This is a genomic window from Pseudoalteromonas sp. NZS100_1, assembly GCF_015864285.1.
Lineage (GTDB): Bacteria > Pseudomonadota > Gammaproteobacteria > Enterobacterales > Alteromonadaceae > Pseudoalteromonas > Pseudoalteromonas arctica.
The window spans coordinates 111505-129432 of sequence record NZ_JADYXN010000006.1 but is presented as its reverse complement, the minus strand read 5'-3'; the positions used below and the strand labels follow the sequence as shown (position 1 = coordinate 129432).

Here is a 17928-nt window from a genome sequence, read left to right as displayed (position 1 = left end):
TAAGCTAAATAAAGGAAAATCATGAGTAAACCAGTAGTATTAAGTGGCATGCAGCCAACCGGTGGTATGACAATAGGCAACTATGTTGGCGCTATTAACCAGTGGGTTAAGCTACAGGAAGAATATGATAGCTACTTTATGCTTGCAGATTTGCATGCGATTACGGTACGCCAAGACCCAGAATTACTTCGCGCTCGCGTATTGGACGGAGTTGCACTATATACAGCATGTGGTATCAATCCAGAAAAAGCAGCGCTATTTGTACAATCTCAAGTGCCTGAACATGCTCAACTAGGTTGGGTTTTAAACTGTTATGCGCAAATGGGTGAATTAAATCGTATGACGCAGTTTAAAGATAAGTCAGCAACGCACGCTAATAATATTAACGTGGGTTTATTTGCTTATCCAGCTTTGCAAGCGGCGGATATTTTATTGTATCAAGCAGATAAAGTACCTGTAGGAGATGATCAAAAGCAGCATTTAGAGCTGACTCGCGATATTGCTACGCGCTTTAATAATGTATATGGTGATATTTTTACGCTACCAGAACCGTATATTCCTGAATTTGGTGCTCGCGTAATGAGCCTACAAGATCCACTTAAAAAGATGTCAAAGTCAGATGAAAACCCAAATGGTTTTATCATGATGCTAGACGAGCCTAAAAAGATTGAGAAAAAACTTAAAAAAGCAGTAACAGACTCAGACGAACAAGCGCGTATCTACTTTGATCGCAAAGAAAAGCCAGGCGTATCAAACTTGCTTACTTTATTAAGCGTTGCAACTAAGCGCTCAATTGAAGACTTAGTGCCAGAATACGAAGATAAAATGTATGGCCATTTGAAGAAAGATACCGCTGATGCTGTTGTAAGTATGATTGAACCTATTCAGGCTCGCTTTAAAGAGATTAGAGAAGATCAAACGCTTCTTAACAACATTATGAAAAAGGGCGCTGAAAAAGCGAGTGCTCGAGCTGAGGTTACATTAAAAGCGGCTTATGATGCGGTTGGATTTATTCCACGTCCATAAGGTAGCTTTACCACTTATGTAAAAATGCCGCTTACTTCAAATAAGCGGCATTTTTTATATAATACTAATTAACATTAAAAAACCAAATATAAATAATAACGACATTGCTTGTTTGTCTGTCTTGTCCATTATTCAGCGTCTTTAGTTGTTATTTTAACGCTCTCTTCAACATCAACTAGAGAAACTTTATAGCCCTTGTTTTCAAGTAAGGTAAGTAAACTATCTTGTCCTGCAAGGTGGCCAACTCCAACAAGTACAAACTCATTTTTGTCGTTGTTAAACATGGCTTCTACTTTTGGTAACCAATCATTATTTCTATCTGTAATGAGTTGTTTATAGCTATTCGGATCATTTTTCTGCATACCTTCAAGTGCCACTTTATTCAGTGTGCCTGTATCACCTTTGCGCCAGGCAGCTAAAAGTCCTTTAAACATATCGCCATAGTTGTGAAGCTCAGCTAAGTTACGTTTAATGAAATCGTTTTCGTTGCCTTGACCCATTGTTTTATAAAGCTCTAACTGAAATTCCATTGTTTCTAAGTAATTTTTTGTTTTGTTATCTTCAGTCGCTTTTTTAGTAAAGTAAGCATCAACCCCTTCACCCATTAAGTTTTGCTTTTGAAGTTCCATCGACATTAAGACAATACTAACCATAGCAGGGCGAAAACCATCTAACTTAGCTAGGTTAGCGCCAAACTCGCTAAGCTTATTTTCAAGTAAAGCCTTAATCTCGGGTTCTAGCTTTTGACTCAACGTTTCGTTATTTGTATACGATAGCGCACCTAACATGTGCATTTGTGCATTGGTGTCGGCTGGGTCAGGTAACGGTGCTTCTAAAATAATTGTATCTGCTTGTTCATAAGCATGGTTAAACTCGGCGGGTAGTGGCATTTCAGCTTTAGGTAGTATGTGAACTGTACCGCCAATAAATAGTGAGTCATTGCCATTACTTACTTGCCATACAGAGCTTTGAGCCTGTGCTGTATTTGCTAAAAGGCTACAACTAAGTAATACGCTAGCAGACACTAATTTTTTTGTGAATTTTTTCATGATCATTCCTTAATATAGCTTTTAATTTGATTTTTTTAGTTCGATAACACATTGCTGAAATATGCAGTTATTGACGATGTTACCTTTGAAAGATTTTTATCAATTTGCGAGTTTATTTTGCTCATTGAAGAGTCAAGCTTAGCTGATATTTTTTCATCTATTGAAGAAAGTAATGTTTGCTTATCAACATTACTTTTTAAAGGCTTAGAAGCGTCTATTTTGATTGTGTTTTGTAGCTCTTGATTAACAGGGTTAATTGCCTCTATGCTTTCACCAATCATGCATTTCTCAAAATTATTTTGAACGGTATCTTGTTTAGCGTCAGCTGCAATAACTGAAGTAGTATTAAAAGCCGTTGCTAGTAGTAAAGCTGGTAGTACTTTTTTCATTGTGTTGTTCATAATTAAACCTTTTATATTTTTTAAATGCAGCCAATTTAGAATGACAAATGATTTTTACTAAGCTGCTTGTTGATGACGGTTTAAAGAATATCGCTGAATTTATTAAGAGTCGCTTATCTAGTTATGAGCAATTAATAGATAAGGTTTTAAATATAAAAAATTGTTAAAATTTAGTGTGTTAGCTTTAAACCTTATAATGCTAATATAAGGTTTAAAATGCTTTTTCTATAAAATAAAGTGTAGATGTGATACGGTTTATAAAAATAAAAATAAAAATACGTAAAGACTATGAATTATCAAATCGGACCTTGGCAATTTATTAGTAATCGCTGTGTGATTACTTCAAACCATTTAGAAAGGGAATTAGATCCACTTTTAGTAAAGTTATTACTCCACTTTATAGGTAAGCCTCAACAAATCGTTTCCCGGCAAGAGCTTATTGAGAGTGTGTGGCAACAGAGCTTTGTTGATGATAATGCGATTAACCGTGCAATCTCAGAGTTAAGAAAGCAGCTTGCCCACCCAATTGAAAAAGCACCGCTTTTAAAAACGCATTACCGTAAAGGATATAGCCTAACAGTAATACCTGAGCGTTTAACGCAAGCAAACGTTTCGAAAGAGCCTGCAAATATTTTGCCTGACTCACCGGGTATTTCTGCCAAAAATGAAGAAATAGCTAGTGCAACTATTTTGCAACCAGTTCAAAAAAAGAATAGTAAAAAGTTTTTGATTTATTCTTTACTCGTCATTATCTGCCTCTGCTTTTTAGTATGGTTTGGGTTGTTTTTTATTAATACACCTTCTAGTGAAAAGATTAAACAGATCACGGTTAATAAGGTAGCAAGCACGTGGAATATAGGCAGTGAGGTTCACCCTGAGATGTCCTCAGATAAACAATATTTAGCTTATACAAATGTTGAACCTGAAAATGACGTAATGCATGCATTTGTAAAGCGACTATCTGATCAAAGGGAAGTTGAAATTATCTATCCTGGCTTTCAAGTATCCATTTTATCGTGGCAGTTAAATCAGCGCTCTGTGTTGTTACAAGCTACCAACTTAAAGCAGCAAAAGTGTGAAATGGTACTCGTTGATTTAAGCCAGTTTCCTGTTATAGGAGAGGCTACTTTAATTAAAAAGTGCGACCTTAGATACACAGGTTATGCGCAAGTAGACGAAAGTGGTGGGCATATTTATTACACCGAATATAAAAATGAGCATGAGGGTTCAGGTTTATATAAATATGATTTAGAACTTAAAAAAGAATTCATAGTGATTCCACCACCAGGCGTCATGTATGGCGTAATCATGCCTCGTTTATCTCATTCTGGTAGTAAAATAGCATATGTACTTAGTCAAAAGGGTAAGCCTTTTTCTGTATTTAGCTACAATTTTGAGACCCATGAAACCAAGCGGTTATTTAAAGCAAAGAAAAGCATAATTAGCTTCGCGTTTGACTGGCTTGCAGACGATAAAGGCGTGATTGTTTTTGAAGACTCTGAGCTTTCAACCATTGTGTTTGATGAAAATAATATCATTAAACGCACACTAACGGTTACCCCAGCAATTTCACCTTATTATATTGCAGTTCAATCTGCTAATAGCCTTTTTTACTCAGCAAATAAAACACAAGCATTTTCGTTAATTAAAGCGACTAATCTTTTTAGCGATGTTCCTGAGTATGAAGCACTCTACAAAAGTGATGAAGACGACTACAACATTGTAGAAGTCATTAATGAGAAAGGGCCAGCGCATATTTTTGTATCCGAGCGCTCTGGCAGCAGTCAGTTGTGGTTATCTCAAAACGGGCTTACAAAGCAACTTAGTAACTTTACTTATGAAGGGAAATCTAACTTTGCTATTGGCGGGCTAAGAGTATCGAGTAAGCAAGATCGTGTTTTATTAAGAGTTAATAGTGATATTGCATTTTTTGACGTTCTGTCGAGCAAGCTCTATACCATAGCTGAGTTTAAAGGGCGAAAAATACTAAACTATGTATGGTCTAAAAATAATGAAAGTATAATTTATTTAGAGCGAAGTGGTTCAGAAAATCTATTTGCTCAGTTTAATTTATTAACGCGAGACACAACTATATTAGAGGATATTAAAGCCAACAAATTAATTTCAGGCGCTGACGGTACTAATTATGCAATTACTAATAATCAGTTAATTAAATTATCAAATAAACAGAATTGGGAATTGCCTAAAGACGCGCGACAAGCGCAACTTTTTGCCATTAATGGTAATTACCTTTATTACTCAGATGCTATTTCAAGAGTTGCTCGGCTTAATTTAGAAGATAAAACAGTACAAGATGTACATGTAGATTTTAAACCCATCGCATTTTTTATTAGTGATAACAATCAGATTTTCTTTACAGAATCAAAATATAAAGACATGCAAATAATACAGATAAGTTGGAACGACTAGGGCGTGTCTATCTTTTTAGATTAAGTTTACGTTGTTTTTCTCTAATAGCATTTTCGATTGTTATGTTGATAAAAGAAAAGTTAGAACAAAAAATAGCGAGAAGTGATTCTTCTCGCTATTTTTAGTTAAATGTAATCTCGGCAGTTAAATAACTTTAATGCCGATTGATTTTCTATAGCTAGACCTCTATTTACTTAATAGAGCTTTTAGGTAATGCCCAGTATGTGAACGCTCACATTCAGCAACTTCTTCTGGTGTGCCTGCAATGAGTATTTCACCACCGCCAGCACCGCCTTCAGGACCTAAATCGATAACCCAGTCTGCTGTTTTAATCACATCGAGGTTATGCTCAATAACAACAATAGTATTGCCGTGATCGCGCAAACGATGAAGCACTACAAGCAGCTGTTCAATATCAGCAAAGTGTAAGCCTGTTGTTGGCTCATCTAATATGTAAAGTGTTTTACCTGTATCGCGCTTTGACAGCTCGCGCGCTAGTTTTACACGTTGCGCCTCACCACCAGAGAGAGTAGTAGCCGCTTGACCTAAACGCACATACGATAAACCAACATCCATCAATGTTTTAAGCTTACGGGCAATAGCTGGTATTTTATCAAAGTAATCATGAGCGTCTTCAACGGTCATTTCGAGCACTTGGTGTATGTTTTTACCTTTGTATTGCACTTCGAGCGTTTCGCGGTTATAGCGTTTGCTCTTACATACATCACACGGTACATAAACGTCTGGTAAAAAGTGCATTTCAACTTTAATTAAGCCGTCACCTTGGCACGCCTCACAGCGTCCGCCTTTAACGTTAAAGCTAAAGCGACCCACTTTGTAGCCACGAGAGCGCGCTTCTTGGGTGCCTGCAAATAACTCACGAATACCGGTAAATATTCCTGTGTAGGTTGCCGGATTTGAACGCGGAGTACGACCAATCGGGCTTTGATCAATATCGATTACTTTATCGAAATGATCTAAACCGCTAATTGATTTATACGGTGCTGCTTCGGCAGTTGTTGCGCCATTTAGCTCTGTATGAGCAAGTTTAAATAATGTGTCGTTTATTAACGTTGATTTACCTGAGCCCGATACACCTGTCACACAGGTCATTAAGCCAAATGGAATTTTTAAATCCACATTTTTAAGGTTATTACCCGTTGCGCCAAATAGCTCTAGCCATTTGTCGTTAGTTGGGTGACGTTCTTTTGGTATTTCTATTCTACGCACACCTGATAAAAACTGGCCTGTAACCGACTCTTTGCTTGCTAAAATATCGTCGCGCGTACCTTGAGCAATAATATGCCCACCATGAACACCTGCACCAGGGCCAATATCAATAATATGGTCAGCGGCACGAATAGCATCTTCATCGTGCTCTACTACAATAACGGTGTTACCTAAGTCGCGTAAATGGACCAGTGTTTGTAGTAAGCGGTCGTTATCGCGTTGATGCAATCCAATTGATGGCTCATCTAGTACGTACATTACACCTACAAGGCCAGCACCAATTTGGCTCGCTAAGCGAATTCGCTGAGCCTCACCACCCGATAGTGTGTCTGCACTACGTTCAAGTGATAAGTAATTTAGGCCAACGTTAATTAAAAACGATAAACGGTCGCGAATTTCTTTTAGTATTTTTTCAGCTATTTGGCCTTTTTGTCCGGTTAGCGTTAACCCTTCAAAAAACTCCATAGCTTCACCAATACTCATGCACGTGATTGCAGGTAAGTTGGTTTTTCCAATAAATACATTTCGAGATTCTTCGCGTAAACGCGAGCCATTACAGCTAGGACATGCTTGGCTTGTTTGGTATTTAGCAAGCTCTTCGCGTACTGAGTTTGACTCGGTCTCGCGGTAGCGGCGATTCATGTTATTTAAAACGCCTTCAAACTCATGATTACGCGTAATTAAATCGCCACGGTCGTTACGATAATTAAACGCAATTTTAGTGCTACCAGAGCCATCTAAAATAATTTTTTTCGAGTCGCTGTCTAAATCTTGATAAGGCACATCTAAATCAAAACTATAATGCTCAGCAACGGCTTGTAGCATTTGATAGTAATAAAAGCTGCGTTTATCCCAGCCTTTAATTGCACCGCCAGCAAGGCTTAACTCTGGGTTATGCACTACGCGATTAGGATCAAAATATTGACGTATACCTAAACCATCACAGGTTTGGCACGCACCAGCAGGGTTATTAAACGAAAACAAACGCGGTTCTAGCTCAGTCATTGCATAGCCACAAGTAGGGCAGGCAAAGTTTGCTGAGAAGAGAATTTCTTCAGCGCTGCTATCATCCATGTATGCTACATGTGCAACGCCATTAGACATTTCAAGTGCAGTTTCGAACGATTCCGCTAAGCGTTGCTGTAAGCCATCTTTTACTTTAAATCTGTCTACAACAACTTCTATTGTATGTTTTTTATGGAGCTCAAGTGTTGGTGGATCAGACAAGTCACATACTTCACCGTCTATACGGGCGCGAATATAACCTTGGCTTGATAGCTGCTCTAATAACTTAACATGCTCACCTTTACGCTCTTTTACTATTGGCGCAAGCAGCATTAATTTACTGCCTTCAGGTAGAGCCAAAACAGTATCTACCATTTGACTAACTGTTTGCGCAGCAAGTGGTAAATCATGTGTAGGGCATCGTGGTTCGCCAACGCGGGCAAACATAAGTCGTAAATAATCGTAAATTTCGGTAATAGTACCCACAGTTGATCGTGGGTTATGAGACGTTGATTTTTGCTCAATAGAAATTGCAGGAGAGAGGCCTTCGATGTGATCTACATCAGGCTTTTCCATAAGCGATAAAAATTGTCTTGCATACGCAGAGAGTGATTCAACATACCGGCGTTGTCCTTCTGCATAAAGTGTATCAAATGCAAGTGATGACTTCCCCGAACCAGATAGACCAGTAATAACTATTAATTTATCACGTGGGATGGTTAGGCTGATGTCTTTTAAATTATGCGTACGGGCGCCTCGGACTTCAATGTTTTCCATGCTATCTCGTTTATTACCAAAATTATTTACTCAGTATCGCATAATACGAAGCAATATTAATCCTTGATCAATGAAAAATCCTTACTTATAGGCGATTAATTATTGCCAAGCTTATGGTAGAATCCCAACCTCAATTTTTCATAGAGTAAGATCACGCAGATAATGACCGCATCTTCACTTAATTCACGAGAAAAACGCGCCGCAGTATCGCTGGCGAGTGTGTTTGCATTTAGAATGCTCGGCTTGTTTATGCTGATGCCTGTATTGGCTATTTATGGACAATCGCTTGAAGGTTTTTCGCCTATTTGGATTGGCTTTGCCATTGGTGCGTATGGTTTAACGCAAGCCGTATTGCAAATACCTATGGGTCGATTATCCGATAAAATTGGTCGTAAAAAGGTTATTGTTGGTGGCTTAGTCGTATTTGCTATTGGCTCTGTAGTTGCTGCATTAGCTGACTCTATTCAAATGGTTACCGTAGGCCGCGCTCTACAAGGTATGGGCGCAATAGCCAGTGCACTACTCGCGTTTGCTTCAGATTTAAGCCGCGATGAGCAACGACCAAAGGTAATGGCCGTTATTGGTATGAGCATAGGAATGAGCTTTGCCTTTGCTATGCTACTTGGGCCAATTGTTGCAGCTTCGTGGGGTATTGCGGGTGTATTTTGGTTGACTGCTATTTTAGCTGTTTTTGGTATATTTATAGTGACTATGCTAGTGCCAAATGCGGTAAATAAAGCGCCCAAAGGCGATACATTAGCAAGCTTTAGCGACATTAAAAAACTAATTAAGCACCCTCAGTTAGCACGATTAAATGCAGGTGTATTGCTATTACACTTAACGCTAACCACAATATTTGTCGTACTGCCGAGTCAATTAATTAAAGATGGCTTAGTTGCCGACCATCACTGGTATTTATATATTCCAGTGCTATTTTTAGCATTTTTATTAATGGTACCAATAATGATTGTGGCCATTAAAAAAGAGAAAGAAAAACAAGCATTTATTGGCTCGGTAGCCTTGTTAACTATTAGTATGCTAGCAATGTCGGTATGGGTTAATAGTGTAGTAGGCATTGCTGTGTGTATGCTGCTTTATTTTGTGGCGTTTAACTTTTTAGAAGCCACTATGCCTGCGCTTGTATCGCGAATAGCACCTGCAAGCCAAAAAGGTTCAGCAATGGGTGGCTACTCATCTAGCCAGTTTTTAGGCGCCTTTTTAGGCGGTATGTTAGGTGGCTATGTAGCACAAACAACAACGACACAAGCTGTGTTTGCGGCAGCAGCACTTGTTGGGTTAATATGGCTTATTATTGCGTGGAAAATGCAAGTCCCACCCAAAAGTAAAGTTATTAGTTTAATGACCAAATTAGATTCTGAAGAGCATGCTCAAACACTTGCTTCTCAGTTAGTTGCTTTACCAGGCGTAATAGAAGCAACTGTGGTTCGCGATGAAAGTCGCAGCTATTTAAAGATTAATGATAAAGAATTTGACCTAGACCAAGCACGTAAAGTAGCTGGTTTAATCTAACATTTATAGGAGATGGTTCCATGGCACGCGGTGTGAACAAAGTAATTTTGGTTGGTAATTTAGGGCAAGATCCTGAAGTTCGTTATATGCCTAACGGCAATGGTGTAGCAAATATTACCTTAGCAACTTCGGATAGCTATAAAGATAAAAACACTGGCCAAATGGTTGATAAAACTGAGTGGCATCGTGTTGTGTTCTTTGGCAAATTAGCTGAAATTGTTGGTGAATATTGTCGTAAAGGTTCACAAATTTATGTTGAAGGTAAACTTCAAACACGTAAGTGGACCGATCAACAAGGCCAAGAAAAATACACTACAGAAATAGTTGTAGATGGCTTTACTGGTCAAATGCAAATGTTAGGCGCACGTGGTGGCGATCAGCAAAGTGGTGGTTACCAAGGTAATCAGCCGCAAGGTGGACAACAAGGTGGTGGTTACCAAGGTAATCAGCCGCAAGGTGGTCAACAAAGCGGTGGTTACGGTCAAAATAACCAAGGCCAAGCTGCACAGCAAAGTGGCTATAATCCGCAGCAACAAGCCGCACCAGCAGCACAACCAAAACCGGCTCCAGCACCACAGCAGCAAAGTAATCAATATCAGCCGCAAGGTGGTTATGCACCACAGCAAAAAAGTGCACCACAACAGCAAGGTGGTTTCGCTCCTAAACCACAAAGTGCTCCGCAAGGTGGCGCATCAAACCCAATGGAACCAACCATTGATTTTGACGACGATATCCCTTTTTAGTTTTCTAACTTTTACAGTGTAAAGATTTATTATAGGAAAGCCCCGTTCATACGGGGCTTTTTGTTTTTATGAGGCTTGTATTAGTTGATATATAAATGATTGCAATCTATCCTCTACAGACTTTTTTTGAACGAATCTATGAGAAATATGAAAACCTATTTAGCGACTGTATTTCTTTTTTTTCAGCTACTGAGCCTTAATGTACAAGCGCTTATATCGCAAACAAATATTTCAGATACAATTGCTTCAAAAAAAATAATTCAAAAAAAAATCTCTTCAAAAAATACAACCCAAGTTTTACTTATAAACTCTCTAAACCAAGATTCTCCATGGCAGCAAAGTGTCGAGAGGGGATTACGTTCTGAATTATTAGAGCGCAATGCCGGTTTTGATCTTTTTATTGAAAATATGGACGTTGGTCGATTCAATGAAATGCGACAAAAGCGATTGATGAAGGCTTATTTACAACAGAAATATTACGATAAAAGAATAGATATAATTATTAGTCGAGGCGTTCCTGCTGCCTCATTATTATCTGAATTTGACACCTTATTTACAGGGATTCCAATAATATACCTAACACCGGGTGGTAAGTTTAAAGTACCAAAAAATGAAAATGGAATTATTATTCGACCCAAACTAAATTATAAGCAAGGGGTGATAAACGCTGTTAACTTAACAAACCCTAAAAAGTTAATTGTTATCCTGGATAGAAAAAGTGGTATAGGGTCTAATTTTTACCAACATCTTATGCCGATTATTAATAGAGACTTTTCGCATTTAACGCTAGAAAAATGGTTTGATTTACCTGCCGATGAGTTAATAAATAAAGTAAATAATGCGCCTGCTGATTCAATAATACTATTTACGCCGATTTTTAGACGTTATAACGATACGGTACTTAGCCCATTTCAATTTGTGGAGCGACTAACAAGTAACAGCTCTGTTCCTATTTTTAGTTATTGGCATTCACTGTTAGGTTCGGGGATTGTTGGAGGATATTTGCTATCTGGTGAAAAAATAGGCGCTCGAGTTGCCGAATCAATAGTTTTTTTTGATAATAATAAATATTTAGAACCGGTAGATAGCGATCAGTTAAGTACTTACTATTATGATTTTAAACAATTAAAAAAGTTTGAGATAGCCCCCCAAAACCTTCCTGAACATTCCATTATTATTAATAATCAACCTTCATATTTCGAACAAAATAAAATGCTTATTTATAGCGCAATTGCAGTAATCACAATATTGAGTGGTTTTTTAGCTTTTGTACTACTTTTAAATAGTAAGCGGGTTCAATTATTAAAGGAACTTGATAGCGAAAAACTTAAATTAGAATATAGAGTTGAGCAGCGAACGGAAGAGTTGTTAATTGCAAAAAATGAAGCTGAACATTCAGCGTCAATAAAATCAGACTTTTTAGCTAATATGAGCCATGAAATTAGAACTCCAATGAATGGTGTTATTGGACTTACTAATATTTTATTAGACAGCAATTTACCACCAGAACAAAAACAGTATTTAGATAAAATAAAATATTCTTCTGACCAGCTGCTCATTGTAATTAACGATATTTTAGACTTTTCAAAAATTGAGTCTGGAAATATTAACCTTGAGGAATTTCCTTTTTCTGTAAATTCGGTTGTTGACTACATAAAAGCAACTTTTGATGAGCTAGCTCAAAGCAAAGGGATTACATTTGATATTGTCATTGGTAAAGAGGTTAAACTTGATTTAATAGGTGATGTAGTTCGAATAAACCAAGTACTGCTAAATTTATGCTCTAACGCAATTAAATTTACTACACACGGCTTTGTATCTGTATTAATAGAATCAAAAAGATCGTTAGCTGATCCTAAGAGCGTTTGTTTGTATTTCATTGTTAAGGATTCCGGTATTGGGATTGCTGAGCAAAGCCTTACCGATTTATTTGAATCTTTTACTCAAGCTGACAGCTCTACAACCAGGAAGTTTGGCGGCACAGGTTTAGGTTTAACTATAAGTAAGCGTTTATGCCAATCGATGGGTGGGGATATAACGGTAAAAAGTACTCAAGGTGTAGGTAGTGAATTTATAGCTTCGATTAAGGTGAAATTGAATAACCAAGCGTTGATTGATAACACTCCCGACCTAACTTTTACTGATCCGTTTGAGGTATTAATTGTAGATGATAATGAAGATGATCTTAAGGTAATTGAAAATCAGCTAACGGCTATGGGGCTGGTATGTACGGCCTGTCAATCTGCTAAACAAGCTATTGATATTATTGAGCAGAATAAAGAAAAATTTAAAGCCATTATTGTTGACTGGGCAATGCCAGCGATGAGTTGCGAAACCTTTTTAATACGTATTCATAGTATTAGCCCCCAGCTTTATAGCAAGATTATCGTACTTACAATGAGTGATGAAAGTTTAATTAATGATGCAGGCAAGAAAGTCAGTATACAAACTATTTTGCATAAACCTGTATATACGAGTGTTTTGTATGAGGCGATTGAACGTAAAGTGGTGGGCTCTATAAATAAAGCACCTGTAGCCAATATCGTCAGTGAAAAGTCACTGGCGGGTATCAAAATATTAGTTGTGGAAGATAACTCGATCAACAGAATAATCGTTACAAATATACTTGAAAATGCTGGTGCCCAAATTCATTTGGTCGACAATGGATTGGAATGTATTCAAATAGTAAAATCGGAAGCGTTTGATATTATTTTGATGGATATTCATATGCCTATAATGGATGGTGTTGAGGCGAGTCAAATTATTCGTAGTGATAATGACGAAACTATCGCAAACATCCCAATAATCGCCTTAACAGCTAACGTTATGAAAGATGATATTACACGATACTTATCCATTGGCATGAATGCCCATGTTGCAAAACCAATTAAAGCGCAAAAATTATGTGAAACTATAATCCTCTGCTTGAGTAAATAGTTGAGCCATTAAAATTAACTATATCAAATATCTACCATAATACCTCCCATTGTCTTGAGCTAATTTTAAATAACTTAAAAGTAAATTTTATAAAATAGAGTTTGACTCATAGGTCTTTATGTGTGAAATTTTATATATACGATTTTCCATATGCTTATTTTTACCAAAGGTTGAGTTATCAATGTCAGAAGTTAATGGGTTACTAAATACAAATAAAGCACACAGTGTTGTTCCACTCACATCAAATTTTAACGTTAGTTTTTCTGAGCATAAACCTAAAATTTTATTGTTATATGGCTCATTAAGAGCGCGTTCTTATAGCAAGTTAGTTATAGAGGAGAGCGCTCGTTTATTAACGCATTTTGGTGCTGAGGTTAAAATTTTTAACCCTGAAGGTTTACCTCAAACCGATAGTGAAGATGAATCACACCCTAAAGTACAAGAGTTGCGAGATTTAATGCTTTGGTCAGAAGGGCAGGTATGGTGCTCACCAGAACGTCATGGCTCAATGACGAGTATATTCAAAAATCAAATTGATTGGATCCCTCTTAACCTAGGAGGTGTAAGGCCAACGCAAGGTAAAACATTAGCTGTGTTGCAAGTTAGTGGCGGTTCGCAATCATTCAATGTGGTGAACCAACTACGAGTATTAGGGCGTTGGATGCGCATGGTAACAATACCTAATCAGTCGTCAGTGCCACAAGCGCACTTAGAGTTTGAAGAAAATGGACGGATGAAACCCTCTGCGCTCTACAATCGGATTGTTGATGTTATGGAAGAGCTGATTAAATTCACTTTATTATTGCGAGATCAAAAAGATTACTTTGTAGATCGCTATTCTGAACGAGTGGAATCTGCAGAAGATCTTAGCCAACGCGTTAATCAACGCTCTATTTAGGGGAGATAAATGGGATTATTTGAGCGGTATCTTTCTGTTTGGGTAGCCTTAGCAATCGCTGTTGGTATTTTTACAGGCTCAATAATACCAGAGCTATTTATACTCATAGCAGGCTTTGAATATGCGCATGTAAATATAGTAATAGCGGTACTTATTTGGCTAATGATTTACCCAATGATGGTTCAAATTGATTTTTCATCTATTAAAGACGTAGGTAAAAAACCAAAAGGACTATTACTAACCGTTGTACTTAATTGGCTTATTAAACCATTTACAATGGCGTTTTTAGGTTGGCTATTTTTTAAGGGTATATTTGCAGACTGGGTCGACCCAAAAACTGCAACTGAATATATTGCAGGCATGATTTTACTGGGTGTTGCGCCATGTACGGCTATGGTTTTTATTTGGAGCCAACTGACTAAAGGCGACGCTAACTATACGCTAGTGCAGGTATCTATTAACGATATTATTATGATATTTGCATTTGCACCCATAGCAGGTTTATTGCTGGGTGTAACCGATATAACAGTACCATGGGATACGTTATTTTTATCTGTGGTGTTATATGTACTTATACCGTTAATTTTAGGGGCGGTTACGCGTAAAAAGCTAGATAAAGCCGGGGGTCATTCTCGACTCAATCAGTTTTTGAGCATTATGAAGCCCTATTCTATTGTGGGTTTATTAGCGACAGTCGCTTTATTATTTGGTTTTCAGTCACAAACTATCTTAGCCAACCCCGAAGCGATTGTACTTATAGCTATTCCGCTACTGATTCAAACCTATGGTATTTTTGCTATTGCTTATTTTGCCGCAAAAAAAATGAAGCTAGAGCACAATATAGCTGCGCCAGCGTGCATGATCGCAACATCTAATTTTTTTGAGTTAGCAGTTGCAGTGGCTATTTCATTGTTTGGTTTACACTCTGGTGCTGCACTTGCAACCGTAGTAGGTGTGTTAGTTGAAGTCCCTGTAATGCTAAGCTTAGTGTATTTTGCTAACAAAACACGTCATTGGTTTAACTAGGGCTAGAGCATGATTGCTATGCTGGATGGTTTCAATTGCGAAACATCTAATATTAACTTAAGCCTGAGGAGTTAAATTTAATCTATTTATAAAAGAAAGGGCATAGTTGTTTGTTTTTGTAAGTTCTCGTTTATTTTGGGCTTTTTTGTTTAGTGCTATTAATAAACGTTTAAACTTAGTTTATAGCCTTGTACTTCTATAGATATTGAACAACACTTTAGTTAATAATTTAACGGGTGGCAGGCTATGCAAAAGAGTAAAATCTGGCTTTTCAAGTACTTCAAAGGTATCTCTTTTGTCTTATTTTTAATGATGCTTATTAGTTTTAATTTCGTTTTAAATGATGCATTACATCAAAAAGTTCATGCTTCTGGGCAGCAGTTCGTTAAACACGTTTACGAGCTGAATTTATCCCCTTCTATAAACAATGAAGTGTTGGCTGCATTAGCTAAAAGTGAAGGTTTTGTGTTGGAGGTGCCAAAGCCTGCAGAGCATGTTAGGCATTTAGTGAATATAGAGCGCGAAGTTTTTTCTTACAAAACATTAAGCTTGAGCCTCTATCACTATCCTGCTTGGGTAACACAAAGTTACTTATTTATATTGCTAAACTTGATCATATTAGGCGCCGCTGGCTGGTCTTATCGTTGGTGGGGCTTATTGAATGTAAGCCGTAGAATTACGCCCAAAAATACAATGATACAACCTACTAAAATTATTAAACAAAAACAAAATAAAATACGATTAATTAAACAAGTAAAAAAATGTGAATTAAGTTCTTTGTATGGGGTTAATAGAGCATCACATAGCTTATTTTTACTCATTGAATGTGACTTTGATAAGAAAACTGATCAAGAAGCTATTTTTAAAGTGTTAATCACTAGAAAATTGACTGAATTTAAAGATGTGTCGGTAAAAATACTAAATTCCAGTTACTTGGCCGTCACCTTGCCACATATTCCTACTCCCGAGTTAGACAGCTACGTTGAAAAGCTCCATCAGAGCGTGTTTTTACTATGCCAAAATTATCAAAAAAGTATGACTCATAAAAACATTAAAATAGGTGCGTGCGACTATCGATTAGGCGCAGATAAAATTGCGGTTTATCAGTTAGCAAAATCAGCACTTATGCTATCGCAAAACAGCTCAGTACAGCACTTTCACCGCTTAGCGTTAAATTACTGTCAAGAAAAACCACTTTCTAGTAAGCAAGTTATCGAAAATATTAAAAAGAATAAATTTATATTATTCTTCCAGCCTTTATTTGAGCTCTCTAGCGGGGAAATTTTAGAACATGAAGCTCTTATCAGGGTTAGGCATAGCCAACTTGGTTTACTAGCTGCTCGTTATTTTATTAATCAGGTTTATAGTAATCAAGACGCTTTAATATTAGATAAAGCAGTAATAACACAAGTTAAAAAGCTAATGCTGAGTGAACCTTCGGCCTTAACAGTTAGTGTAAATCTACACCCTAAAAATTGGTTTAATACTGTATTTTGGGAGTGGTTAGCCAATCAAATGGCAGAGCTTAAGTTAAATACTAAATTACAATTTGAAATAAGTGAGGCAGAATTTTTTACTCATAGAGAATCGATAACTAATGCACTTAATGTAATTAAAAAAAGCCGTTCACAAGTTGTGATTGATAATGTAAAAAGTAGTGAGAAAGTAGCTGTATTAGCTAATTATAATCAAGTATGCGGACTTAAATTATCATACGAACTAATTCATTTATTAAATGAAAAAACTCAAAATCAAAGGCGAATAAAAAAGATAGTTGAAGCCGCAAACCTTTTAAATTTACCTGTGTATGCAGTTGGCGTAGAGACTCAAAAAGAGTTGTTTACGCTTGCCAAATTGGGAGTGGTGGGAGCTCAAGGGTTTTACTTTTCAGAGCCACTTCAAGAGTTTACGCAAGCGGTATTTAATTAAATTAATCCTCTATATTTAAGTCCATTTAGCCCCTGAAGCCCGCCAGTATGAACCGCAATAATTTTACTCCCAGATGGGAAATAATCTTGCTCAATAAGCTGCCATAATGCATACATCATTTTCCCGCTATAAATAGGCTCAAGTGGTAGATTATGTGTGCGGCTCATATCTTGGCAAAACTGCCATAACTCAGGTGAAAACTTACCATAGCCGCCACCATGAAACTCTGTGAGTAACTGCCAGTTGTTTTGATTATTAGCTTTAGCGCTCAGCTTTTTTATTTCTTCTTTTAAATAATTAGCTTGTTTTAATACTGCTACACCAATCACTTGTGTTGTTGAAGCACTGCCTTCTATTAATCCAGCAAGCGTGCCACCACTACCGGTAGGGCACACTAAGTAGTTATGCTCAGGTAAGCTTTGTACTAACTCTTTACACCCTAATAAGGCGTGCTCGTTTGTACCACCTTCAGGAACAATATGAGCATTTGGAAAGTGCTCTTGCAGAGCATTAAGGTAATCGGTGTCGTGGCGTTTTCGATACTCTATACGATTAACTACATGTAGGTTCATACCACAATGTTTTGCAAATTGGATTGTTGGATTGTTGTTATCCAGTTCAGGTCCGCGAATAATCGCGCGAGTTTTTATATTAAATTCTTTTCCGGCAGCTGCACAGGCGTGAATATGGTTTGAAAACGCACCACCAAAAGTCAGAAGTTCTGTTTTATTTATCTTTTGCATGTACGCTAAATTATATTTCAATTTACGCCATTTATTGCCACTTATTAGCGGATGGAGCAAATCATCACGTTTTATACCTAAATAAAGATTTCTCTTTTTTAGAAACGAGCTATCTATTTGTTGAATATAGTTATTTTCATCTATTTTGAATATTTCATGCATTTTGTTGGTTTTCAATTTGGCAAAGTAGTTAAAATGTACGAC

The 17928-nt window shown here is 37.2% G+C and carries 12 protein-coding genes; 8 read left to right on the top strand and 4 right to left on the bottom strand.

Annotated features, from left to right (window positions below; genetic code table 11):
* Positions 1-21: 21 nt before the first annotated feature.
* Complete coding sequence (gene trpS / locus I6F66_RS06205) at positions 22-1026, top strand: tryptophan--tRNA ligase (RefSeq protein WP_197175814.1); 1005 nt, start codon at positions 22-24, stop codon at positions 1024-1026.
* Between the two features lie 128 nt (positions 1027-1154).
* Here the strand turns inward: trpS and I6F66_RS06200 are convergent, their stop codons facing one another.
* Together I6F66_RS06200 and I6F66_RS06195 are read right to left on the bottom strand one after the other, a co-directional pair.
* On the bottom strand, positions 1155-2075 hold the full coding sequence (locus I6F66_RS06200) for a TraB/GumN family protein (protein WP_197208937.1): 921 nt from the start codon (positions 2073-2075) through the stop codon (positions 1155-1157).
* A gap of 35 nt (positions 2076-2110) precedes the next feature.
* Positions 2111-2476, bottom strand: coding sequence for a hypothetical protein (locus I6F66_RS06195; RefSeq protein ID WP_197208936.1), 366 nt, complete (start codon positions 2474-2476; stop codon positions 2111-2113).
* A gap of 288 nt (positions 2477-2764) precedes the next feature.
* Here I6F66_RS06195 and I6F66_RS06190 point away from each other — a divergent pair, with 288 nt between their 5' ends.
* Positions 2765-4906 carry a transcriptional regulator gene (locus tag I6F66_RS06190; RefSeq protein WP_197175803.1) on the top strand — a complete coding sequence of 714 codons (2142 nt, stop codon included), beginning with the start codon at positions 2765-2767 and terminating at the stop codon, positions 4904-4906.
* A gap of 186 nt (positions 4907-5092) precedes the next feature.
* Here I6F66_RS06190 and uvrA read toward each other — a convergent pair whose 3' ends face one another.
* A complete protein-coding gene (gene uvrA, locus I6F66_RS06185; RefSeq protein ID WP_197175800.1) occupies positions 5093-7918 on the bottom strand; it encodes an excinuclease ABC subunit UvrA in 2826 nt (941 codons plus the stop codon).
* A gap of 162 nt (positions 7919-8080) precedes the next feature.
* Between uvrA and I6F66_RS06180 the strand changes: the two genes are divergently transcribed.
* The 6 genes from I6F66_RS06180 (at position 8081) to I6F66_RS06155 (ending at position 16981) form a co-directional block, all read left to right on the top strand.
* Positions 8081-9448, top strand: a complete 1368-nt coding sequence (locus I6F66_RS06180; protein WP_010553785.1) for an MFS transporter — start codon at positions 8081-8083, stop codon at positions 9446-9448.
* Positions 9449-9468: 20 nt separating this feature from the next.
* A complete protein-coding gene (ssb, locus tag I6F66_RS06175) occupies positions 9469-10191 on the top strand; it encodes a single-stranded DNA-binding protein (RefSeq protein WP_007586300.1) in 723 nt (240 codons plus the stop codon).
* Between the two features lie 147 nt (positions 10192-10338).
* Positions 10339-13128 carry a response regulator gene (locus I6F66_RS22540; RefSeq protein WP_231611839.1) on the top strand — a complete coding sequence of 930 codons (2790 nt, stop codon included), beginning with the start codon at positions 10339-10341 and terminating at the stop codon, positions 13126-13128.
* Positions 13129-13309: 181 nt separating this feature from the next.
* The gene (gene arsH / locus I6F66_RS06165; protein ID WP_165728120.1) at positions 13310-14026 is read left to right on the top strand and encodes an arsenical resistance protein ArsH; all 717 of its coding nucleotides are present in this window, start codon (positions 13310-13312) and stop codon (positions 14024-14026) included.
* A 9-nt stretch (positions 14027-14035) separates the two neighbouring features.
* Entirely contained in the window at positions 14036-15052 is a 1017-nt protein-coding gene (gene arsB, locus I6F66_RS06160) for an ACR3 family arsenite efflux transporter (protein WP_197208935.1), read from the top strand.
* Between the two features lie 246 nt (positions 15053-15298).
* Complete coding sequence (locus I6F66_RS06155) at positions 15299-16981, top strand: EAL domain-containing protein (RefSeq protein ID WP_231611838.1); 1683 nt, start codon at positions 15299-15301, stop codon at positions 16979-16981.
* Here I6F66_RS06155 and I6F66_RS06150 read toward each other — a convergent pair.
* Positions 16978-17886 carry a 1-aminocyclopropane-1-carboxylate deaminase/D-cysteine desulfhydrase gene (locus tag I6F66_RS06150; RefSeq protein WP_197119281.1) on the bottom strand — a complete coding sequence of 303 codons (909 nt, stop codon included), beginning with the start codon at positions 17884-17886 and terminating at the stop codon, positions 16978-16980. The two genes, I6F66_RS06155 and I6F66_RS06150, sit on opposite strands and share 4 nt — an antisense overlap.
* Between the last annotated feature and the right edge of the window lie 42 nt (positions 17887-17928).